This window comes from Sphingomonas sp. SRS2 (assembly GCF_000971055.1).
In the GTDB taxonomy this organism is placed as follows: Bacteria; Pseudomonadota; Alphaproteobacteria; order Sphingomonadales; family Sphingomonadaceae; genus Rhizorhabdus.
On record NZ_LARW01000162.1, the window covers coordinates 16,580 to 37,769 of the forward strand.

Annotated in this window: 24 protein-coding genes, 1 tRNA gene and 1 pseudogene; 12 read left to right on the forward strand and 14 right to left on the reverse strand. The window is 64.5% G+C overall.

The window, feature by feature from the left end; all coding sequences use genetic code 11:
- Positions 1 to 273: 273 nt before the first annotated feature.
- The gene (locus WP12_RS25125; RefSeq protein WP_152664123.1) at positions 274 to 663 is read right to left on the reverse strand and encodes a hypothetical protein; all 390 of its coding nucleotides are present in this window, start codon (positions 661 to 663) and stop codon (positions 274 to 276) included.
- 80 nt (positions 664 to 743) lie between these two features.
- Here WP12_RS25125 and WP12_RS22665 point away from each other — a divergent pair, with 80 nt between their 5' ends.
- The 3 genes from WP12_RS22665 to aguB are packed head-to-tail and all read left to right on the forward strand — an operon-like array spanning position 744 to position 2,935.
- Positions 744 to 1,730, forward strand: coding sequence for an agmatine deiminase family protein (locus tag WP12_RS22665; RefSeq protein ID WP_046195913.1), 987 nt, complete (start codon positions 744 to 746; stop codon positions 1,728 to 1,730).
- Complete coding sequence (locus WP12_RS22670; RefSeq protein ID WP_046195914.1) at positions 1,727 to 2,077, forward strand: DUF3147 family protein; 351 nt, start codon at positions 1,727 to 1,729, stop codon at positions 2,075 to 2,077. Before WP12_RS22665 ends, WP12_RS22670 begins: the two co-directional genes overlap by 4 nt.
- A gap of 9 nt (positions 2,078 to 2,086) precedes the next feature.
- Positions 2,087 to 2,935 (forward strand): N-carbamoylputrescine amidase, encoded by an 849-nt coding sequence (aguB, locus tag WP12_RS22675; RefSeq protein WP_046195915.1) that lies wholly within the window; start codon positions 2,087 to 2,089, stop codon positions 2,933 to 2,935.
- Positions 2,936 to 2,999: 64 nt separating this feature from the next.
- On the opposite strand, the gene WP12_RS22680 is transcribed toward aguB, so the two are convergent.
- Positions 3,000 to 4,274 carry a dicarboxylate/amino acid:cation symporter gene (locus tag WP12_RS22680; RefSeq protein WP_046195916.1) on the reverse strand — a complete coding sequence of 425 codons (1,275 nt, stop codon included), beginning with the start codon at positions 4,272 to 4,274 and terminating at the stop codon, positions 3,000 to 3,002.
- Between the two features lie 84 nt (positions 4,275 to 4,358).
- Here WP12_RS22680 and WP12_RS22685 point away from each other — a divergent pair, with 84 nt between their 5' ends.
- Both WP12_RS22685 and WP12_RS22690 read left to right on the forward strand, forming a co-directional pair.
- Positions 4,359 to 4,775 (forward strand): response regulator, encoded by a 417-nt coding sequence (locus tag WP12_RS22685; RefSeq protein ID WP_046195917.1) that lies wholly within the window; start codon positions 4,359 to 4,361, stop codon positions 4,773 to 4,775.
- A gap of 46 nt (positions 4,776 to 4,821) precedes the next feature.
- Positions 4,822 to 6,186, forward strand: a complete 1,365-nt coding sequence (locus WP12_RS22690) for an AmpG family muropeptide MFS transporter (protein WP_046195918.1) — start codon at positions 4,822 to 4,824, stop codon at positions 6,184 to 6,186.
- 51 nt (positions 6,187 to 6,237) lie between these two features.
- Here WP12_RS22690 and cysK read toward each other — a convergent pair whose 3' ends face one another.
- The 11 genes from cysK to WP12_RS22745 all read right to left on the reverse strand — a co-directional run bounded on the left by cysK (position 6,238) and on the right by WP12_RS22745 (position 15,982).
- Positions 6,238 to 7,155 (reverse strand): cysteine synthase A, encoded by a 918-nt coding sequence (cysK, locus tag WP12_RS22695; RefSeq protein WP_046195919.1) that lies wholly within the window; start codon positions 7,153 to 7,155, stop codon positions 6,238 to 6,240.
- On the reverse strand, positions 7,152 to 8,441 hold the full coding sequence (locus tag WP12_RS22700; RefSeq protein WP_046195920.1) for an MFS transporter: 1,290 nt from the start codon (positions 8,439 to 8,441) through the stop codon (positions 7,152 to 7,154). Before WP12_RS22700 ends, cysK begins: the two co-directional genes overlap by 4 nt.
- An 86-nt stretch (positions 8,442 to 8,527) precedes the next feature.
- Complete coding sequence (locus tag WP12_RS22705) at positions 8,528 to 10,867, reverse strand: ATP-dependent helicase (protein ID WP_084691305.1); 2,340 nt, start codon at positions 10,865 to 10,867, stop codon at positions 8,528 to 8,530.
- Between the two features lie 128 nt (positions 10,868 to 10,995).
- The gene (locus tag WP12_RS22710; protein WP_046195922.1) at positions 10,996 to 11,163 is read right to left on the reverse strand and encodes a Flp family type IVb pilin; all 168 of its coding nucleotides are present in this window, start codon (positions 11,161 to 11,163) and stop codon (positions 10,996 to 10,998) included.
- A 373-nt stretch (positions 11,164 to 11,536) separates the two neighbouring features.
- Positions 11,537 to 11,612, reverse strand: a tRNA-Lys gene (locus WP12_RS22715).
- Between the two features lie 37 nt (positions 11,613 to 11,649).
- A complete protein-coding gene (gene folK, locus WP12_RS22720) occupies positions 11,650 to 12,132 on the reverse strand; it encodes a 2-amino-4-hydroxy-6-hydroxymethyldihydropteridine diphosphokinase (RefSeq protein WP_046195923.1) in 483 nt (160 codons plus the stop codon).
- Positions 12,133 to 12,165: 33 nt separating this feature from the next.
- On the reverse strand, positions 12,166 to 12,987 hold the full coding sequence (locus tag WP12_RS22725; RefSeq protein ID WP_235399290.1) for a hypothetical protein: 822 nt from the start codon (positions 12,985 to 12,987) through the stop codon (positions 12,166 to 12,168).
- An 8-nt stretch (positions 12,988 to 12,995) separates the two neighbouring features.
- Positions 12,996 to 13,331 (reverse strand): hypothetical protein, encoded by a 336-nt coding sequence (locus tag WP12_RS22730; protein WP_046195924.1) that lies wholly within the window; start codon positions 13,329 to 13,331, stop codon positions 12,996 to 12,998.
- A complete protein-coding gene (locus WP12_RS22735) occupies positions 13,328 to 13,804 on the reverse strand; it encodes a hypothetical protein (RefSeq protein ID WP_046195925.1) in 477 nt (158 codons plus the stop codon). The genes WP12_RS22730 and WP12_RS22735 overlap by 4 nt, the downstream gene beginning before the upstream one ends.
- Positions 13,805 to 13,827: 23 nt before the next feature.
- Entirely contained in the window at positions 13,828 to 15,321 is a 1,494-nt protein-coding gene (locus WP12_RS22740; RefSeq protein ID WP_046195926.1) for a hypothetical protein, read from the reverse strand.
- Positions 15,322 to 15,343: 22 nt separating this feature from the next.
- Positions 15,344 to 15,982 (reverse strand): membrane protein, encoded by a 639-nt coding sequence (locus WP12_RS22745; protein WP_046195937.1) that lies wholly within the window; start codon positions 15,980 to 15,982, stop codon positions 15,344 to 15,346.
- Between the two features lie 121 nt (positions 15,983 to 16,103).
- On the opposite strand from WP12_RS22745, the gene WP12_RS26135 reads away from it, so the two are divergent.
- From WP12_RS26135 to WP12_RS22775, 7 genes are all read left to right on the forward strand, one after another.
- Complete coding sequence (locus tag WP12_RS26135) at positions 16,104 to 16,394, forward strand: hypothetical protein (RefSeq protein ID WP_235399291.1); 291 nt, start codon at positions 16,104 to 16,106, stop codon at positions 16,392 to 16,394.
- 12 nt (positions 16,395 to 16,406) lie between these two features.
- On the forward strand, positions 16,407 to 16,715 hold the full coding sequence (locus WP12_RS22750) for an FtsB family cell division protein (protein WP_046195927.1): 309 nt from the start codon (positions 16,407 to 16,409) through the stop codon (positions 16,713 to 16,715).
- 135 nt (positions 16,716 to 16,850) lie between these two features.
- On the forward strand, positions 16,851 to 17,945 hold the full coding sequence (pdhA, locus tag WP12_RS22755; RefSeq protein ID WP_046195928.1) for a pyruvate dehydrogenase (acetyl-transferring) E1 component subunit alpha: 1,095 nt from the start codon (positions 16,851 to 16,853) through the stop codon (positions 17,943 to 17,945).
- Between the two features lies 1 nt (position 17,946).
- On the forward strand, positions 17,947 to 19,383 hold the full coding sequence (locus WP12_RS22760) for a pyruvate dehydrogenase complex E1 component subunit beta (protein ID WP_046195929.1): 1,437 nt from the start codon (positions 17,947 to 17,949) through the stop codon (positions 19,381 to 19,383).
- A 100-nt stretch (positions 19,384 to 19,483) separates the two neighbouring features.
- Complete coding sequence (locus WP12_RS22765) at positions 19,484 to 19,921, forward strand: response regulator (protein WP_084691306.1); 438 nt, start codon at positions 19,484 to 19,486, stop codon at positions 19,919 to 19,921.
- Positions 19,896 to 20,597: a squalene/phytoene synthase family protein gene (locus tag WP12_RS22770; RefSeq protein ID WP_046195930.1), complete on the forward strand. Its 702-nt coding sequence runs from the start codon at positions 19,896 to 19,898 to the stop codon at positions 20,595 to 20,597. The genes WP12_RS22765 and WP12_RS22770 overlap by 26 nt, the downstream gene beginning before the upstream one ends.
- Positions 20,598 to 20,628: 31 nt before the next feature.
- The gene (locus WP12_RS22775) at positions 20,629 to 21,066 is read left to right on the forward strand and encodes an EF-hand domain-containing protein (RefSeq protein ID WP_046195931.1); all 438 of its coding nucleotides are present in this window, start codon (positions 20,629 to 20,631) and stop codon (positions 21,064 to 21,066) included.
- A gap of 13 nt (positions 21,067 to 21,079) precedes the next feature.
- On the opposite strand, the pseudogene WP12_RS26140 reads toward WP12_RS22775, so the two are convergent.
- A pseudogene (locus WP12_RS26140) lies at positions 21,080 to 21,190 on the reverse strand (IS5/IS1182 family transposase); the annotation flags it as partial.

Here is a 21,190-nt window from a genome sequence, read left to right on the forward strand (position 1 = left end):
CTGACCCGCGCGAAAAGAAACGCGGCAGCGTGATCTACTGCACAGACCCCTGCCCGGCCATCCGCTACTTCGAACATGACGATTAAGCGACGCATGATCAGCGCAGCGGGTGACGGAACCTTACGTCGTAAATAGCATTGTAAATCAATCCGTAACGAATTTTATCCTAGGTTTTTGGATCTAATTCCCGATTGCAATCGACAACCGTTACGGTTAAGGCTGCACTCGACCTGTAAGGAGGCCTTTGTGAAGAGCTTTAGTAAGATTGCCGCGTCACTTGCGATTGTGATGCTTTCGGTTGCCCCTGCGGCAGCCGGTGTCACCAAGGCTCGTCCCGCTGGTACGGCGCTTAGCCCGGCCGCGATCAAAGCCATCAGCAAGAATATGCGTCTGGGCAAGAAGCTCGTCCGCAAGAACCTCCAGGTTGCCGAAGGTGCGGCTGGTTCCAGCGCAGCTGGCGGCGGCGCTGGTGCAGGTGCCGCTGGTGCGGGCGCCGGCGCGGGTGCTGCTGGTGCAGGCGCGGCCGGTGCAGCTGCTGGCGGCCTCGGCGTTGCAGGCGCGGTTGCCGGTGTTGCTGCTGCGGCTGGTGTCGCGACGGCAGCTTCGAGCGGCGGCGACAGCAGCTCCTAAACTCAGGTTACAATCTACGAGAAGGGCGGCCACTGGCCGCCTTTTTTGTTTCTATCGCACGAATCGCACAACAGACCTTTGAACAGTCATTCGCCGTCGCTATCTGGCGCGTCATGACCGACTATCGCCAACCCGCCGAATGGGCACCGCACGACGCCGTCTGGATCGGCTTCCCCAGCCATTCCGAGCTGTGGGAGGACGATCTCGAGCCTGCACGCCGCGAAGTGATCGAATTCGCCCGCGCGGTGCATGCCGGTGGCCATGGCGAGCGGGTCATCCTGGTCGCGGCCGACGAAACCGCCGCCGACCGTGCCCGCGAACTGGCGGGCGAGAGCGCCGATGTCATCGTCGAACCGTTCGGTGACATCTGGCTGCGCGATACCGCGCCGATCGTCGTTCGCGGTGATGCCGGCCGCGCCGTAAGCAATTTCGACTTCAACTGGTGGGGCGGAAAATATGCTCTGCCCGGCGACGAAAGCGTCGGTGCGCGCCTCGCCGCGCGGCTGGGCTATCCGATTCGCAGCTATGGCTGGATCTTCGAAGGCGGCGCGATCGATGTCGATGGGACCGGCGTGGCCGTCACCACCGAACAATGCCTGCTCAACCCGAATCGCAACCCCGATCTCGATCGGGCCGCAATCGAGGCGCGGCTGGCCGAAGGGCTCGGCGTCGAACGATTGCTGTGGCTCGGCGACGGGCTGGCCAACGATCATACCGACGGCCATGTCGACAATCTCGCCCGCTTCGTTGCCGAAGGGGTGATCGCGATTCCCGAGCCGGCCGGCGAGGACGACCCCAACGCGGCCGTCTATGCCGATGCCCGGGCCCGGGCGGAGGCTTTCGGCCTGACCGTCGCCGCCATCCCCTCGCCCGGCGTGGTCGAGCGCGACGACGAGATCATCCCGGCGTCCTATATGAACTTCTACATCGGCAATGCGGCGGTTGTCGTACCGCTTTATGGCGCGGCCAATGACGAGGCCGCAGTCGCGGCGATCGCGGCACTGTTCCCGACACGCAATGTTGTAGGCTTTCGCGCCGACCATATCCTGACCGGCGGCGGCAGCTTCCACTGCATTAGCCAGCAACTACCAGCGGCGTGACTGCCTTCGCCGTCCGCGCCATCCTTTCGGGATTGATCGTCGCGCTGATTGCAATGGTCGCGCGACGCAACCCCACGGCCGGCGCCTTGATCGCCTCGCTGCCGCTCGTGTCGTTGCTTGGTATGATCTGGCTGTGGCGCGATACCGGCGATGCGGCGAGGCTCGCCGACCATGCCGAGGCGACCTTCTATTATGTGCTACCGTCCCTGCCGATGTTTTTGCTGATACCGTGGATGCTGCGTCATGGCGGCAATTTCTGGGTCGCCATCAGCGCCGGTTGCGTCATGACGATCCTGCTCTATCTGGTGACGATCGTCATCGCGGCGCGCTTCGGCGTCCGACTGTGAGGAATTGAGATGACCAAGCTTACCGTCGCCACGTTGCAGCTGGCCTTCAGCGACGATATCGACGCCAACATCGCCGAGGTGACGAAGCTCGTCCGCGAAGCGGCGAAGCAGGGCGCGAAGGTCGTGCTGCCGCCTGAATTGTTCGAGGGCCATTATTTCTGCCAGGTCGAGGACGAAGGTCTGTTCGCCCGCGCCAGGCCTACCGCCGACCACAAGGCGGTCAAGGCGATGCAGGCGCTCGCCGCCGAACTGAAGATCCATATCCCCACCAGCTTCTTCGAAGCCGACGGCCCGCATCACTATAACAGCCTCGCGATGATCGATCCCGATGGCAAGATCATGGGCGTCTACCGCAAGAGCCATATTCCCGATGGCCCCGGCTATGAGGAGAAATTCTACTTCCGGCCCGGCAATACCGGCTTCAAGACCTGGGCGGCGCAGGGCACCACGCTCGGCGTCGGAATCTGCTGGGATCAATGGTACCCCGAGACCGCGCGCGCGATGATGCTGATGGGGGCCGAAATCCTCTTTTACCCCACCGCGATCGGCAACGAGCCGCATGATCCCGATCTCGACACTAGCAGACTATGGCGTCGGGCGATGATCGGCCATGCCGTTTCCAATGTCGTACCGGTGGTCGCCGCCAACCGGATCGGCACCGAGAATGGACAGACATTTTACGGCCATAGCTTCATCTGCGACGAGCGCGGCGACATGCTCGCCGAGTTCGGCAAGGATGAGACCGGGGTGCTGGTCGCCACGCTCGATATCGATCTCGCCAAGCGGCATCGCGCCGCTTTCGGCTTCTTCCGCGACCGCCGGCCCGAACTTTACGGCCGGCTCACGCAGGACATCTGAGGCGCACTGGCGGAGGTTGTTTCAGCATAGCTGAAACGCACTACCAGCGCGCCACCAAGCGTCTCTAAGCGCTCGACGAGGGCGCCTTGGGCGGCTCGACCTCCGCGGGTTCGATCATGTCGAGGCCGCCTTCCCATTTCGCGACGACCACGCTGGCGACGGCGTTGCCGACGACATTGGTGGCCGAGCGGCCCATGTCGAGAAAGTGATCCACCGCGAGGATCAGCAACAGTCCCTCCTCGGGAATGTCGAAGAAGGCGAGCGTCGCCGAGATAACAACGAGGCTGGCGCGGGGTACGCCGGCGATGCCTTTCGAGGTGACCATCAGGATCAGCAGCATGGTGAACTGCTGCCCGATGCTGAGATCGATGCCATAGGCCTGCGCGATGAACATCGTCGCGAAGGTGCAGTAGATCATCGATCCGTCGAGGTTGAACGAGTAGCCGAGCGGCAGCACGAAGCTGGCGATCTTCGGCGGCACGCCGAAGCGGTCGAGCGCTTCCAGGGTGCGCGGGAAGGCCGCTTCCGACGAAGCGGTGCTGAACGCCAGCAGGATCGGCTCGCGGATATAGCGGATCAGCAGCTTCGACCGTCCGCCGACGATCAGGAAGCAGATCAACAGCAATATGCCCCACAGCACGAGCATCGACAGATAGAAGCTGCCCATGAATTTGCCGAAGCTGATCAGGATCATCGGCCCCTGCTCGGCCAGCGCGGTCGTCACCGCCGCGAACACCGCGAAGGGAGCGAAGCGCATCACATAATCGGTGATCTGCAACATCACCTGCGCGAGCGCCTCGACGCCGCGGATCAGCGGCGCGGCCTTCTCGCCCACCGCGGTGGCGGCGACCCCGGTGAAGACCGAGAAGACGACGACCTGCAGAATCTCATTGTCGGCCATCGCCTCGAAGAAGCTCTTGGGGACGAGGTGGATGATGAAATTCTTGAGGGTGAAATCCGCTTTGGCCAATTCGGGACCGGTGTTCGCCGCCGGCAGCACCAGATCCGCGCCGACCCCCGGCTGCAGCAGGTTGACCATCACCAGACCGAGCGTCAGCGATAACAGGCTCGCACCGAGAAACCATGCGATTGACCGCGCGCCGACCCGGCCCAGAGCCGCCGTGTCGCCCATATGCGCGATGCCCGAAACCAGCGTCGCGAACACCAGCGGTGCGATGATCATCTTGATCAGCCGCAGGAAAAGATCGGTAAGGATCGAAATATAGCCGGTGACGTTCTTCAATGTGGCGGGGTCGGCGATCGTCGCGTTGAGCGTTATGCCGACGGCGATGCCGGCGACCATCGCCAGCAATATGTACAAGGTGAGGCGCTTGGCCACGGGCGTCTCCGAATAAGATCTACACCGTGGTCGGACCAAAGCGGAGCCGGGTCAAGTAGCGGCGCGGCGGCAAGGGAGACGGTGATGCTGTTCGGAAAGACCAAAGGCAGGATCGAACGTCTCCTCATCGTCGAGGACGAGCCGCTGATCGCGTTCGACAACGAGCATTTCCTGATGACCCACGGCTATACGGTGGTCGGGACGATCGACACGGCAGCAGCCGCGCAGGCGCAGATCGAAGAGGGCGGTATCGACCTGATCCTGTGCGACGTCCGGCTCAACGACAGTGACGGCCGCGATGTCGCGCTCGCCGCGAAGGCCGCCGGTATACCACTGATCTTCGTCACCGCGACCTGCCCGATCGACGCACCCGAGATCGCGATGGGCTGCCTCGCGAAGCCTTATGGGCAAAAGGAGCTCCAGCAGGCGATCGAAGCCGTCGCCGCCAAACTCGATGGCGGTGTGATGAAGAAGCTGCCCAAGGGCCTGACGCTGTACTGAGCGCTTCGCCCCTTCCCTCCCGCCGGGACGCCGCTATGCTCGCGCCATGAGCAGCACATCGGGGGCGGACGGCGCGGCCGTCCAGGGGCGAGGCATCATCGGCGCTATCAGGCCGTATACCGAGCCGGCGCCGCTTGCCGCGCTGTTCCTGGGCATGAGTTCGGGCTTTCCCTTCGCGATGATCGGCGCGACGCTGACGACGCGGCTGGCGCAGGACGGGATCGACAAGAAGGCGGTCACGGCGTTCACCCTCGCCTTCCTCGTCTACAACCTCAAATTCCTCTGGGCCTGGATCGTCGATGGCGTGCGCCTGCCGGTCATCGGCCGGCTGGGCCAGCGCGTCTCGTGGATGCTCGTGATCGGCACGCTGGTGATCGCGGCGGTGATCCATCTCGGGCTGATCGACCCGAAAGCGAGCCTTGCCCAAACCGCGGTCGCCGCGATCATGGTCGGCGCCGCCGGCGCGACCTTCGATATCATCATCGATGCCTATCGGATCGAACTGCTCGAAGCCCGCCAGTTGGGCGTTGGCGCGGGCATGTCGCAATATGGCTGGCGCATCGGATCGACTGCGGCGGGCGCGCTCGCGCTGGTGGTGGCCGACCGGCTGGGCTGGAACGTGGCCTATATCTTATGCGCAGCCTTCGCCCTGCCGGCGATGATCACCGCGCTCATAATGGGTGAGCCAGCCCGGCATCGCGAACCGACGATGCGCCGGACCAAGAGCGAGCTGGTCGCGTCGATCGTCGGACCGCTCGCCGAGTTCTTCCGGCGCAGGGGCGCGGCGCTGGTCCTGCTGTTCATCCTGCTTCACAAGATCGGCGACACGCTCGCCAACCTCACCTTCCGGCTGCTGTTCAACGATCTCGGATACAGCAACGACGAGATCGCGATTTACGATATCGGCTTTGGCTTCTGGGCCTATCTGATCGGCATCTTCATCGGCGGCATGCTCTATTCGCGGCTCGGGATGAAGCGATCGGTGCTGTTCAGCCTCGTCCTAATGGGTATCTCGAATCTGAGCTTCGCGGGGCTGGCGGCCAGCGGCCACAGCAACTGGGCTATGGCGGGCGCGATCGGCTTCGAGAATATCGCCAGCGGCATTGGTGGGGTGTGCGTGGTCGCCTATTTCTCGGCGCTGTGCGACCTGCGCTTCACCGCCGCGCAATATGCACTGATCTCCGCCGCCGCCAGCGTCGTCGGGCGTATCGCCACCGGTACCACGGCGGGTGCGATCATCGAGACGACCGGCTATGTGAACTTCTATCTGCTCACCACTCTCGCCGCGCTGCCCGGCATCATCCTGTTCTGGCTGATGATGCGGGCGGGGCTGATCGACCAGTCGATCGGCAGCGCGGGCGAGGATGATGTCTCCACCGCTCCGGCGGATGCCGGGACCATCACGGCGTAAAGACCGTCCCCGCCGCTGGCGGCCCCGGCCTCCGCCGGGGCGACGATAGATTTACTCCGGCAGGAAATCCGGCACCGACAGGTAACGCTCGCCGGTGTCATAGTTGAAGCCGAGAACCCGGGAGCCGGGCGCTTCCTTGAGCTTCTGCGCAATCGCCGCCAGCGTCGCGCCGGAACTGATGCCGACCAGCATGCCCTCTTCACGCGCTGAGCGGCGGGCATAGTCCTTGGCGTCGGCGGGATCGACCTGGATCACGCCGTCGAGCAGCTGAGTCTGGAGATTGGTTGGCACGAAGCCTGCGCCGATGCCCTGGATCGGATGCGGTCCGGGCTGGCCGCCCGAGATCACCGGCGACAACGTCGGCTCCACCGCAAACACCTTCAGACCCGGCCAACGGGCCTTCAGCACCTGCGCGCAGCCGGTGATATGGCCCCCGGTGCCGACACCGGTGATCAGGATATCGAGCGGGCTATCCTTGAAATCGGCGAAGATCTCCTCGGCGGTGGTGCGGACGTGCACTTCGATATTGGACGGATTTTCGAACTGTTGCGGGATCCATGCGCCGGGCGTCTGAGCCTGGAGCTCCAGCGCACGCTCGATAGCGCCCTTCATGCCCTTTTCGCGCGGGGTGAGATCGAACGACGCGCCATAAGCGAGCATCAGGCGACGGCGCTCGAGCGACATGCTCTCGGGCATGACCAGCACCAGCTTGTAACCCTTCACCGCCGCGACAAGCGCGAGGCCGATGCCGGTATTGCCGCTGGTCGGCTCGATAATGGTGCCGCCCGGCTTCAGCTTGCCGGACTTCTCCGCCTCTTCGATCATCGCCAGCGCGATGCGGTCCTTGATCGATCCGCCCGGGTTGCTGCGCTCGGACTTGATCCACACCTCTGCATCGCCGAACAGGCGGTTGATGCGGACATGCGGCGTGTTGCCGATCGTTTCCAATATCGATGCCGACTTTGTCATCTTGCCTTCTCCAATGGGGAAACATCTTCAAACGACGCGGGCGGATCGAACGTCCGCGCGCGCAATATCTCCGGGAACAGCCTGGCCCACAAGGCCGCGACCATGATCGTTCCCACGCCACCCGCCACCACCGCGGCGACCGGGCCGATCAGCGCGGCGAGGAAGCCCGATTCGGCCTCGCCCAATTCGTTCGATCCCGAGATGAACAGGATCGACACCGCGCCGACACGGCCGCGCATATTGTCGGGCGTGTAAAGCTGGATGAGCGACTGCCGGACATAGACCGACACCATGTCCGCCGCGCCGATCAGGGCGAGACACCCGAGCGCGACCGCCAGCGGCATCGGCGTCCGGTATGACAGGCCAAAGACGACCGTCGCCACGCCGAACACCGCCACCGCAACCAGCAGCTTCAGGCCGACATCGCGCTGGAGCGGCCGGCGGCTCAGCCAGATCGCGACGACCGCGGCGCCGACCGCCGGAGCCGCGCGCAAATGGCCGAGACCCGATGCGCCGACATGCAATATGTCGCGGGCGTAGATCGGCAGCATCGCCGTCGCGCCACCCAGCAGCACGGCGAAGAGATCGAGCGAGATCGCGGCGAACACCAGCCGGTTGCGGCGCACATAGGCGAGCCCTTCAAGCATCTGCCGCCAGGGATTACCGCGATCGTCCCGCACAATTGCCGGCAAGGGCGGGAGCAACAGGAGCATGACCCAGGCGAAGAACAGGAGCGCGGTGCTGAGCGTATAGGCGAGCGGCGGATGGATCGCGTAGAGATAGCCGCCCAGCGGCGGCCCGGCGATGGCCCCGACCTGCCACGCGATCGAGGTGGTCGCAATCGCCGCCGGCAGCAGCCGCTGCGGCACGAGGTTCGGCGCCAGTCCCTGCAAGGCGGGTCCGGCAAAGGCACGGGCGACACCGAGCAGGACGGCCACCCCGAACAATGCCGGCAGGGTGAGCACGTCCAGCCAGGTCATCAGTGCAAGCGACGCCACGCATAGCATCTCCAGCCCCACGGTGGTGCGGACGATCCAGCGGCGGTCGATGCGATCGGCGACGAGACCCGTCACCAGAGTGAGCAGCATCAGGGGCAGGAACTGCGCCAGCCCGATCAGGCCGAGCTGCACAGCCGCTTCGCGCGGGGCCATCGTCCGGCGGGCGATGTCATAGACCTGCCAGCCAATGATCACGACCATCGAATTGAGCGCGATCGTCGACGAGAAACGCGCCAGCCAATAATGGCGATAGGCTGGAATCGAAAATGGAGATTCGCGCGCGGCCATGATGCTTCTCTAAGCCCTTGAACCAGCCGGCGGCAACCGCAGCGGGAGATTGTCGGAGCAATTTCCACTATAATAGTAGAAATAACTCAGGGCAGGCTCACAAAGCTGTCCAGCACTCGCTTGCGCCCGGCATGTTCGAAGTCGATCTCGAGCTTGTTGCCCTCGATTTCGACCACAGCGCCATAGCCGAACTTGGTGTGGAAAACGCGCTGACCGAGTGAAATATCCTTGCGCGAAGGCTGGGCGAAGCTCACCGCCGACGCCCGCGCCTCGACCACGCGTGAAGCCGATGCCGGTTTGCCGAGGCCACCGGCCGCGGTCGCCCGCTGCCAGCCCGGGCCGCGCCCGGCGCCACGTGTGACATGCGCGAAGGGATCGGCATGTTCGGACCATTGCGCGCGCCACAGCGACTCGCCGCCCGACATTGTCGTTTCCGCCTCGACATGCGCGGGTGGCAGTTCGCCGACGAACCGCGAGGGGATCGACGAGGTCCATTGTCCGTAGATGCGGCGGTTGGCGGCGTGGAGGATTGTGCACCGCCGCCGCGCCCGGGTTATTGCGACATAACCGAGCCGGCGCTCCTCCTCGAGGCTCGCCAGCCCGCCTTCGTCGAGCGACCGCTGCGACGGAAAGACGCCCTCCTCCCACCCCGGCAGGAAGACGGTGCCGAATTCGAGGCCCTTGGCGGCATGGATGGTCATGATAGTGACCTTCGCTGCATCGGCGTCGGCGTCATTGTCCATCACCAGACTGACATGCTCGAGGAAGCCGGGGAGGTTTTCATAGTCCTCCATCGCCCGCGCCAGTTCGTTCAGATTTTCCAACCGTCCATCGGCTTCGGTCGATTTCTCATTCTGGAGCATCGCGACATAGCCCGACTCCTCCAATATCTGACGGGTCAGTTCGGCATGCGGCAGCTGACTGAGCAGATCGCGCCAGCGGGCGATATCGCCGACCAGATTGCCAAGCGCGCGCCGCGCCTGAGGGGTCAGCTCGTCGGTGCCCAGGATGCGCGCGGCGGCGAGCGTCAGCGGGATGCCCTCGCCCCGGGCCAGCATGTGGAGCTTGGCCACCGCCTTGTCGCCAAGCCCACGCTTGGGCGTGTTGATGATCCGTTCGAAGGCGAGATCGTCGGCCGGCTGGCTGATCACACGCAGATAGGCCAGCGCGTCGCGGATTTCGGCGCGCTCGTAGAAGCGGAAGCCGCCAACGATGCGATAAGGCATACCGATCGCGATGAAGCGGTCCTCGAACTCCCGGGTCTGGAACTGGGCGCGCACCAGGATCGCCACATCGTCGAGCTTGCCGCCGCCGCGCTCATGCCCCTCGATCTCGTCACCGACGCGGCGAGCCTCCTCGGGTCCGTCCCAGATACCGACGATGCGGACTTTCTCGCCCTCGCCTTCCTCGGTCCACAGCGTCTTGCCTAGCCGACCGCCATTATGCCCGATCAGCCCGCTCGCCGCCGCCAGGATATGGGGCGTCGACCGGTAGTTCTGCTCGAGCTTGATGACCGTCGCGCCGGGAAAGTCTCGGTCGAACCGCAGGATATTCGCCACCTCGGCGCCACGCCACGAATAAATCGACTGATCGTCGTCACCGACGCAGCAGATATTCTTGCGCTCCTGCGCGAGCAGGCGCAGCCAGAGATATTGGGCGCTATTGGTATCCTGATATTCGTCGACCATTACATAGCGGAAACGGTTCTGATAGTCCGCCAGCACATCCCGATGGCTTTTCAGGATGACGAGCATGTGGAGCAGCAGGTCGCCGAAGTCGCAGGCGTTCACCGCGCGAAGCCGGTCCTGATATTGCTGGTACAATTCTCCGCCGCGGCCATTGGCGAACAGCTCGCTCTCGCCCGCGTCGATATCGAGCGGGGTCATCCCGCGATTCTTCCAGCGGTCGATCAGTCCGGCGAGCTGGCGCGCGGGCCAGCGCTTCTCGTCGAGATCGGCGGCGGCGAGCAATTGCTTGAGCAGGCGCAGCTGATCGTCGGTGTCGAGGATGGTGAAGCTGGAGGTGAGACCGACCAGTTCGGCATGGCGGCGCAGCATCCGTGCCGCGACCGAGTGAAAGGTCCCGAGCCAGGGCATGCCCTCGACGGCCTCGCCCAACAGCCGGCCGACGCGCTCGCGCATCTCGCGCGCAGCCTTGTTAGTGAAGGTGACGGCAAGGATCTCGGACGGCCAGGCACGGCGCGTCGCGACGAGATGGGCAAGCCGCGCGGTCAGCGCCGCGGTCTTGCCGGTGCCCGCACCCGCCAGGACCAGCACAGGCCCTTCGGTAGTGAGAACCGCTTCACGCTGCGGCGGGTTCAGCCCGCGCAAATAGCCGGGTTCGGGTACGGGAGCGTCCTGAGTCACCCGTGAACAGTTAGGGAACGCGCCGCGCCGGGGCAACCCCGACGCGCGTCCCGCTGTCATATATCACAGTTGCTTCCGGGCGGCGGCGGCGGATCGATCCAAGTCTGGATCAAACCCACCGCCGCCTTTTGGCCAGGACCGGCGGATACGCAGCCGGCCCGGGCAGCGGAAGCTGCTGAGAGGGTCTCTTACGAGGCCTTCATATTGGTGCTGACGTTGTTGAACGTCGTGGTGAGCTGGTTGCCGAGCGCGGTCATCGCGGTAATGGCGGCAACGGCGATCAGGGCTGCGATCAGGCCATATTCGATGGCGGTCGCGCCACGGCTGTCGCGAAAAATGTTAACGAGCTTCTGCATGACATGATCCTTTAGTCGCTTCTCGTACGACTTTGGTCTAGCCACCGCGCCGTTAAGCGGGTGTAACGAGCTAGGGTTAAGCATCGCGAAACTACGAAAAATCGCCATTATTATGGATGAATTGTGGGATCGCCCGCTCTTATCGACCGGTCGAGGCGGTCATCCCGACCGATTCCCACCTATGGTGACGTTCGCACAAATCGAGCATGGGAGTCGCAACAGCAGTTCAGGGAATCGAGAACATGGTCGAACGCCTTCCGCCCCACGCCTATCTCGTCGCCGCGGTCATCACCTCGGGCGCGCTGTGGTTCGCCATCAGCCAGGTCGCGGGCCTGTTCATCAACTGATTGCGATATCGGGAAGCAAGGATGCCTGGTGGGTCCGATGGGATTCGAACCCATGACCTCTCGATTAAAAGTCGCTTGCTCTACCAACTGAGCTACGGACCCACCGACGCCGCCTCCCTATTGGGCGCGGCTGCCAGGGTCAACCCGCTCGACGGATAAGCCGGGCCCGCGCCTGCCGCACGGTCCGTGCGCCCGTCCCCACCCGCCAGCCCGGAGCGATCGCCGCCAACGGGCGCAAGACGAAGTCCCGCTGCTCAAGGCTACGGTGCGGAATGACGAGTCGTTCGCCCGTCCACAACCCGCCCGACCACAATATGATATCGAGATCGAGCACGCGCGGGCCCCACCGCCGTCCACGGCGGCGGCCAAAGGCGACCTCGATCGTCTTCAATCGCGCGAGCAGCGCGGGCGGATCGAGGTCGGTTTCGGCGATCACCGCCGCGTTGGCGAAGCTCCTGCCGGCTGGTCCCAGAGCCGGCGTCGGGATGATCGGCGAGGTGGCTATCACCCTCACCCCCGCATCGCCGAGCGCCGCGACCGCCGCCCGCACTACGCCGGCCGGCGCGCCATGACGGCCATGGCGGCGGTTCGATCCAATCGCGATGGCGTAACGATGCGACACGGCATCCGCCTATAGCGGCGGACGCCGCCGGTTCTACCCCCAGCTGGCGACCAGCGCCTGCATCACCTCGGCCGCGATCCGCGCGCCGACCTGATCGATCGATGGCGGCAGCGGCCGTTCGCGCTGATAGCCGTTCGGACCGGCGACCCAGCGGCCCGGCCCCGATGGCGGCGGATTACCCTGCGTGACGACCGTGGCGAGCAGCGTGCCGCTGCGGATATCCTTCACATCGACACGGAAGGTGTAACCGCTCGGCGCATCGTCATCGGACGTCTGGAGCACTTCAACGAGCAATTCGGCCTTGCCCATCAGCGCCGACATCTCGACCGATTGGGCATCGCCACGGTCGACGCCCTTGCCCAGCGCAGTGGAGCGCATGATCAGCGTGCGATCGATCAGCCGCGCGCCACCCGACAGCATCGTGCGGTTGAATCCCTGCGCCGCGCGCCAGTCGGCACGCTCGGGCAGGCCGACCTCGCGTGCGCCATCGGCAGTGACGGCGGAGCGGCCCGAACGATATTCGGCTTCGACGCCACGGCCGGCGACGGTGGTGGAACCGTCATAATATTCGGTTTTGTCGATCACGCGGCCATCGGCGAGCGTGAAGCGCGACCATTCCTCATAGCTGGTCGAGAGCGAGTCAGTCAGCTGGCGGTTCCAGAACACCACCATGCGCGGACTCTTTCGCCGGGCATAGGCCGAACGGAAGGCGCTCGCCGAAGCGGCGTTGACCTGGCCCGCACTCGGCGGCGGCGGCGGCGCCTGCAGGACCTCGGGCATGCCCTGGCGATATTCCTGCGCCGCGCCGCCGGCAGCCAGCAGCAGGGCGGCGGCCAGCCCGGCCGTCGTCTTCATGGCAATGCTCATCGCATCGGCTCCCATTCCGGCAAGATGTCGCCGCCCTCGAATTCGGCATATTCGTCGCTATCGCCCGCCCAGCCGTTGTCGTCCTCTTCGCAGGCGCTCATCCGGTCGAAACCGACAACGGCGACGTGGCGATCGGACGACCAGCCCTGCATCACCGGCGGGGTCTCGCGCCAGCGGTGCGGCGCGGCGATGCCGACGGGCGGGGCGGCGGCGAAGACCGGCTGGATCGGGCGGATCGAACGCGGCGGCGGGATATCCTGCCCCGCCTGCGCCTGACCAGCGGCGAGCAACGCCGCCGCGAAGCCTGCGCCGATCATGGCGAGCCGGCTCATGGCTGCGACGTCCGGACCTCGACGAGATAATATTTGACCTCGTCCCGGCCGATCGACAGCCCGCGATACACGCCGGTGGCCTTGGGCTGGAGGATCACCTTCTTCCAGAAGGTCGAATCCTCGGTCGGCACCTGATCCGCATCCATGAAGGAAGAGCGGGCATCGAGTTCGACCACCTTCTTCGTGCAGTTGACGAAGCGGGTGATCACCTCGACCGAATTGGTCTCGGTGCGTCGCGCGAACATCGCCTCGACGACGACGCTGTTGGCGAGCTTCTTGTCGGTCATCTGAACCGCGTTGAGATCGATCGGCGTCATCGCCGAGGGGACGTTGGCGACCAGCGCCGGCCCACCCGAGGACACCGATCGCTTGGCGTCGCCGATATCGCATTTGACCGGCCGGTTCTCGCGCGCCTGTCCGGAGGCGGCAAGCAGCGCCCCGGCAGCGATCGCGGTGAGCAGTGAAGTTCTCATCAACCGTCTCCCAAAAAAAGCAACTAGCGCAGGGTTGCGCGGAACGCCTCGTCCTTGGCCCACACGGCCTTGTCCTGCTTGCGCTGGGCAGCGACCTTGGCGTTGCCGCCCGGCGCGAGCGGCGAGAGCGTCTGGACGCTGCGCGAGCGCGACCAGGCGATGCCGCACCTGCCGGCGCTTGCCGTCAGCGGCTTGATCCCGACAAGGCCGAGCGCGCCACCGTCCTTGCGATAGGTCATGCTGACCGACGGCATGGCCCATGCCGCAGCGGCGGCGGTGGCAACCGCCTTCGCCACCGACGGCTTCTTGCCCTTTGATTTGCCTTTGGCGGGCGCTGCCGCCGCGCCCCAGCGCGTCGTGCCGATCGAGATGCTGGCGGGCAGGCTATCCCACATACGAATGTCGGCGGTCGGCCGGACCGTCTTCGAGAAGGCGTTGAGCAACATGCCCGCACCCTGGGCATAGAGCATGTTGCCGCCCAATTGCTGTACGACCGTGCTGCCCACGGTCGTCGCAAGCGCGCTGGTCGTTTCCAGGCCCGCCTTGAACTGCGCCTTGCCGTTGAGGATGCCGTCGATCGCGCGCCCACCGCGCGTCGATGCCTGCGTGTAGAGATTCGCCGCCGGGGTCAGCGGCCAGGCACGCGTGCTCTTGCCGCTGCCGAGAGTCACGATCGCACCATTTTCGGTGTAACCACCGCCTTCACGGAAGACGAGCTTCTCCTGATATTGGCCATCGGTCGCCTTGACCGGGCCATTGCCCAGTTCGGAGAGGACCAGCAGGTTATCAGTCGGCCCGGGCGCCTTGAGCTTCGCATCGATCTTCGCGGCTTCGGCGAAGCTGTCGACGGCCTGGCTCTTGTCGCCGGCGCAATGCGACGCCCAGCCCTGCAAATAGGTCAGCAACGCAAAATCGGACTGATAGGTCTCGTCCGCCGACACCGTGTCCTGATATTCGGCCGATTTGAACATCGCGCGGGCGTTGTCATAGTCGCCCTTCCGCAGGAACAGCAGTCCCCGATAATAATAGGCCATCGCCCGTTCATAGGGCTCGCCCTTGAAGTCTTTGTTCACTTCGAGGCGGGTGGCGCTTGTCGCCTTCGCCGCCTGCTTGTCCTTGCCGTAGAAGGCCTCGATCCGGTCGAGCGCGCCGTCGAACGCTTTTTCGGCATCGGCATAATAGCCGAGCTCCATCGCCAGCAGACCCAGCCGCTCGAAATTGAGCACGGCATTCTGTTCGCCGTCATAATAAAGCACGCGATAATATTCGCGCAGCTTCTCCTCGCGATTGGCGAGATAGGCATCCATCTCGTCCGGATAAGGGCCCGGACCATATTGCGCCTTCCACGCCGCGACCTGCTTCGCGCGCGCCTTCGCCGCGGCCTTGGCGGCGGCGGCCTCGGCCTTGGCGGCGGCGGCATCGGCCTTCGGATCTGACTGCGCCTGAGCCGCAACGGTCATCACCGATATCAGACATGCCGCAGCAACCCCGGTCGCGAGCCATTTCACCATGTTCATCGAACCCCCGTTCGGTGTCAGCTTAGCGATAAACCACGTCGTCGGCCCCGGCCCGACGGATCTTGTACGTCCCGTTCCAGACGAGCGTGCCATATTCGAGATCGAGCATTTCGAGGGAAATCACGGTCAGCCGCTCCTGCATGCCCGTGTCGTTGTTGCGGCTGTCGAGCGAGGTGATCTTGCCGACCAGCTTGTAATCGGCGCCAGCGGTGGCGCGGGTAAGACCCGTGGTCCCGGTGTCGACCACACCGCCGCGCTTGAGCGCGCGCTCCTGCTCCACGGCGGCGATGAACTCGCGGCTGACGAAGCGCATCTTGCCGCGCGCCGCATTCATCAGCTTGCCGCGCAGTTCGTCGGTAATGATGTCCTTGTCGATCCGTTGCGAGCTCTGGTTGCGCAGGTCCGAACTGTCGAGGATGATCCGCGGCGGGGTCGCCCGGTTCGTAACCTCCGGATTGGCCATCAGGTCGCGAACCATCTGGTCCGCCATCCGCCCGAGGTCCTGCCCCTCGATACCGACGCCCGAAACGATGCCGCGAGCATCGGGATCAAGATCCACCGCCTGATGCGAGCGATCCTTTTTGGCGAACGCCGCACCGGCCGAAACGAACAGGCTGACGGAAAGAACGGCGGCGCAGGCCACCCGGTACAATATCGACATCTTACCCCCGGTTTGCACCTTCGTTACTGGGACGCCCCCGCCCCGGAATCAAGGTGATTGGATTGTCATGAAGCTAAGCCAGGCAGGTCCAGCGTCAAGACCATTCATTACTGAGACGACAGTGAATTTTCATGACGTGGATCACAGACGCGATATTTCCTGTGCGCTTTCTGAAAGGGCGAAGCGCTTCATCCCATTTCAGCCGAACCAGCACGCCAACGGCTCGCCAACACCGTCAGCCACCACAGCTCGCGCCAAGACCACCATATCGGCGACTTACCCACAAGATGTGGTGCCGCTCCAACTGTCAGGCCGCGAATCGAACTCCCGATCGTTACGCCGCGCACCGAAAAATATCGGGATTCCAGCACCAAAGGGCGCGAAAAGGCTTGATTGCGTGACTCATCAGTGATTCTGTCTTTGGATGAATCGCGTCCCCCTTTTCCAGATGGCCCGCAATGCGGCGCTGCCGGCAGTGGCGATTCTCATCATCGGCTATTTCGCCAGCGCGGCGCTGGTCGGCCCCAATGGGCTGCTTGCGCTGGGCGGCTATAAAAGCACTCTGAAGGTGAAGAGCGAGGAACTGCAGCGCACGCAAGCGATGCGCGACCGGCTGCGTCACCACGCGAACCTGCTCGATCCGGCAAAGGTCGATCCAGATTTCGGTGACGAACTGGTGCGCCGCTCGACCGGGCAGGTGCGCCCCGACGAAATCATCATTCCGCGAAACTAGCGCGCAACTAAATTAGCGGGTTGCCGCCGCGACGCGTTGAAATCCGCGCGGGCCGAAGCCTATAAGCGCCCAACACCCCCCTCCCCGGGACAAGGAGCAGTCCGCTTGGCGAAACCAGCACAGCCGCGCGCAACCGTGAAAGCAGCACCGCGCAAGCCTGCCGCCCCCAAGGCTGCGGCTTCGAAAGCAACACCAGCCAAGAAGGCGGCTTCACCGCCCCCCGTTTCCAACCGCGAGCGGCCGAACGAGCCCCAGCGGTACGACGCGACCAAGGCGGAAATGCTCGAATTCTACCGGCAGATGATGCTGATCCGCCGTTTCGAGGAGAAGGCCGGCCAGCTCTACGGCCTCGGCCTGATCGGCGGTTTCTGCCATCTCTATATCGGGCAGGAGGCGGTCGCGGTCGGCCTTCAGTCCGCTCTGGAAGTCGGCAAGGATTCGGTGATCACGGGCTATCGCGACCATGGCCATATGCTGGCCTATGGCATCGACCCCAAGCTGATCATGGCCGAACTAACCGGACGCGAGGCCGGTATCAGCCGCGGCAAGGGCGGATCGATGCACATGTTCTCGATCGAGCATCGCTTCTATGGCGGTCATGGCATCGTCGGCGCGCAGGTGAGCCTGGGCACCGGCCTTGCTTTCAAGCATAAATATGCCGGCGATGGCGGCATCGCGATGGCCTATTTCGGCGACGGCGCGTCGAACCAGGGTCAGGTCTATGAGAGCTTCAACATGGCCGAGCTGTGGAAGCTGCCGATCATCTTCGTGATCGAGAACAACCAATATGCCATGGGCACGAGCGTCAACCGCTCGTCGGCCGAAGACCAGCTGTATCGCCGCGGCGAGAGCTTCCGCATTCCCGGCCTCCAGGTGGACGGCATGGACGTGCTCGCCGTGCGCGGCGCGGCCGAGGAAGCGGTCCGCTGGGTGCGCAGCGGCAAGGGGCCGATCCTGCTCGAACTCAAGACCTATCGCTATCGCGGTCATTCGATGTCCGATCCCGCGAAGTACCGCTCGCGTGACGAGGTCCAGTCGGTGCGCGACAAGTCCGATCCTATCGATCACCTCAAGCGCGAACTCGAAGCGGTGGGTGTGACCGAGGACGAGCTCAAGAAGCTCGAAAAGGATATCCGCGCGATCGTGACCGAGGCGGCGGACTTCGCCGAGCAGTCGCCCGAGCCCGAGGCCGGCGAACTCTATACCGACGTGCTGGTGGGACAATATTGAGATGGCAGTCGATCTGAAAATGCCCGCGCTTTCCCCGACGATGGAGGAAGGCACGCTCGCAAAATGGCTCGTCAAGGAAGGCGACGCGGTCAAGTCCGGCGACATCCTAGCCGAGATCGAGACCGACAAGGCGACGATGGAGTTCGAGGCGATCGACGAAGGCACGATCGCGCAAATCCTGGTTGCCGAGGGCAGCGAAGGCGTGAAGGTCGGTACGGTGATCGCGCGCATCGCCGAGGAAGGCGACGACGCATCTGCGGCTAAGGCCGAGCCTGCGCCCATGGCTGAAGCCGAAGCCGAGGCACAGCCGAAGGCGGAGGAAGAGGCCCCGAAGAACGACGATATCCCCGCCCCGGAAGGCGGCAAGCAGACGAAAGTGGAGACCGGCGCACGCGATCTGGTGGCCGCGGTCGCGGATACGAGCGACTATCCGGAGGTTCCCGAGGGCACCGAACTGGTCAAGACGACGATCCGTGAAGCGTTGCGCGATGCGATGGCGGAGGAAATGCGCCGCGATGGCGACGTCTTCGTGATGGGTGAGGAAGTCGCGCAATATCAGGGCGCCTATAAGGTAACGCAGGGACTGCTCGACGAGTTCGGCGAAAAGCGGGTGATCGACACCCCGATCACCGAATATGGCTTTGCCGGCATCGGCACGGGCGCGGCGATGGGCGGACTGAAACCGATCATCGAATTCATGACCTTCAACTTCGCGATGCAGGCCATAGACCACATCATCAATTCGGCGGCGAAGACGAATTATATGTCGGGCGGCCAGATGCGTTGCCCGGTGGTGTTCCGCGGCCCTAATGGCGCGGCGGCCCGCGTCGGCGCGCAGCACAGCCAGAATTATGCGCCCTGGTATGCCAGCGTCCCCGGCCTGATCGTGATCGCGCCCTATTCCGCAGCCGACGCCAAAGGACTGCTCAAAGCCGCGATTCGTTGCCCCGATCCAGTCGTCTTCCTCGAAAACGAGCTGCTCTACGGCCAGAGCTTCGACGTGCCGAACATCGAAGATTATGTCCTGCCGATAGGCAAGGCGCGGATCGCCCGCCCCGGCACGGATGTCACGCTGGTCAGCTATTCGATCGGGGTCGGCGTCTCGCTCGAAGCCGCCAAGCAGCTCGAAGCCGAGGGCATCGACGCCGAGGTCATCGACCTGCGCACGCTGCGCCCGCTCGACAAGGCGACCGTCCTTGCCAGCCTCAAGAAGACCAACCGCATGGTGGTGGTCGAGGAAGGCTGGCCGGTTTGCTCGATCGCCTCCGAAATCATCGCGATCGCGATGGAGGAAGGCTTTGACGACCTTGACGCCCCGGTGCGCCGCGTGACCAATGAGGACGTTCCGATGCCCTATGCCGCGAACCTCGAAAAGGCCGCGCTGCTCAAGGTTTCCGATGTCGTCGCGGCCGCCAAGTCCGTGATGTACAAGGATTAAGCCGTAAGAGGCCCCTGCCGCTACGGAGTATTGCGGAAGGGAACGTTAAGATTCTGTGGTAAAGGTGTCCTTGAGTCGCGCTCGACTCGGGAGACGGCACATGCTCGATGAACATATGCCTGGCGTCAGGCGGAGTCCTCCGACGAAGGGGAGTGACGAGCTCGCCGGCCGTCTGCTTTACGTCGAGGACAATGCCCAGATCGCCGAGATCACCTGCATGATGCTCGAGGATCTGGGACTGGAAATCACCCAGGCCGGATCGGCGGAAGAAGCGCTGCTGATCGCCGGCGAAGGCGATCTCCGGTTCGACATGGTGTTGACCGACGTGGTCATGCCGGGCCTGAGCGGGGTCCAGCTCGCGCGCCGTCTCAACCGGCGCTGGCCCAATCTTCCCGTCGTGCTGGTAAGCGGTTTCAGCGAGGAACTCGCTGCCGGCTATGGCGGCCAATATGAGCTGCTGCGCAAACCCTTCACGCGGGGGGCTCTGCTCGACACGCTGCAGCGGCATCTCGATGGCGAATTCTACCAGACCGCCTGACGCGCCCATTCTAACCGACCCCGAACGCCAGCTCGCCCTGACCTACGCGCCGCCGCAAACGCGCGCCGCGCTCGCTTGTCTATGGCAGATCGACGAACGCATGGCCGCGATCGTCGCCGCCGCGCGCGAACCGGCGATCGGTGCGATGCGCCTGCTGTGGTGGCGCGATGCCCTTGCGAAGCTGGATGACGCCGAAGCGCAGGCTCCCGCCGAGCCACTGCTGGAAGCCGCCGCGAAGCTGCTGGTTACCGCCGAACTGCCGGGTGAAGCGGTCGCCGGCATCGAGGAAGGCTGGGCCGCGCTACTCGACAGCGAAGAGCCCGGCGAAGCCGAGATCGCCGCCCATGCGGAGCAGCGCGGCGCCCGTCTGTTCGCGCTCGCCGCGCGGCTGCTCGGCGCGACACCCGACGATGTCGCCCGCGCCGGTGAGGGCTGGGCATTCGCCGATCTGGGCCACCGCCTGAGCAATCCCGCCGCGCGCCAATTCGCCCGTGACCGCGCCGCCATGGCCTTGAAAGATATTGGGATTGCCCGCTGGCCGGCAGTGCTGCGGCCGCTCGGGCTGCTCGTCGTGCTGGCGCGTATCGACGCTGCGATGCCGACGGACAGACTCCGCCGGCAGGGCGCGCCAAAACGGTTGCTTCGGGCTCTCGCTTATCGGCTTACCGGGCGCTAATATCCTCCCGTAACCAGGGGGGAGAAACCCAATGTGGCGATATCTGGCCGGCGGCGTCGGCGCGCTGCTGCTCGCGGGCAGCGGATTGGTCCTGTGGCAGCAACTCGGCGCCACCCCTCCGCTCGCGCCGCCTGCGCCCGCTGCGGCGGCGCAAACCGGCACCCTGACCGAGCCGCCCGCCGCGACCGAAAAGACCCGCGAGGAGAAGCGCTTCCTGCGCTACGACAAAGACCGCGACGGCAAGGTCGCCCGCGAAGAGTTCCTCGCGACCCGGCGCAAGGCCTATGCGAAGCTCGACGCCAATGGCGACGGCCGGCTGAGCTTCGAAGAATGGTCGGTCAAGACCAGCGAGCGCTTCGCCACGGCCGACAGCGACAAGTCGGCGGCGCTGACCGCCGAGGAGTTCGCCACCACCCGTATCGCGCGCAAGGCCGCGCGGCCCGCGCCATGCGTGCCCGATAGCGACTAGGGGTTGTGGGGATTCATCGCGAGTTGATGACGGCTGCGGCGAGGTAGATCATTGCGGAGAAGCTTAGATCGGTTTTGCAGGCGCGCATGGCGATGCGCTTGAACTCTTTGAGTTTGCAGAAGAA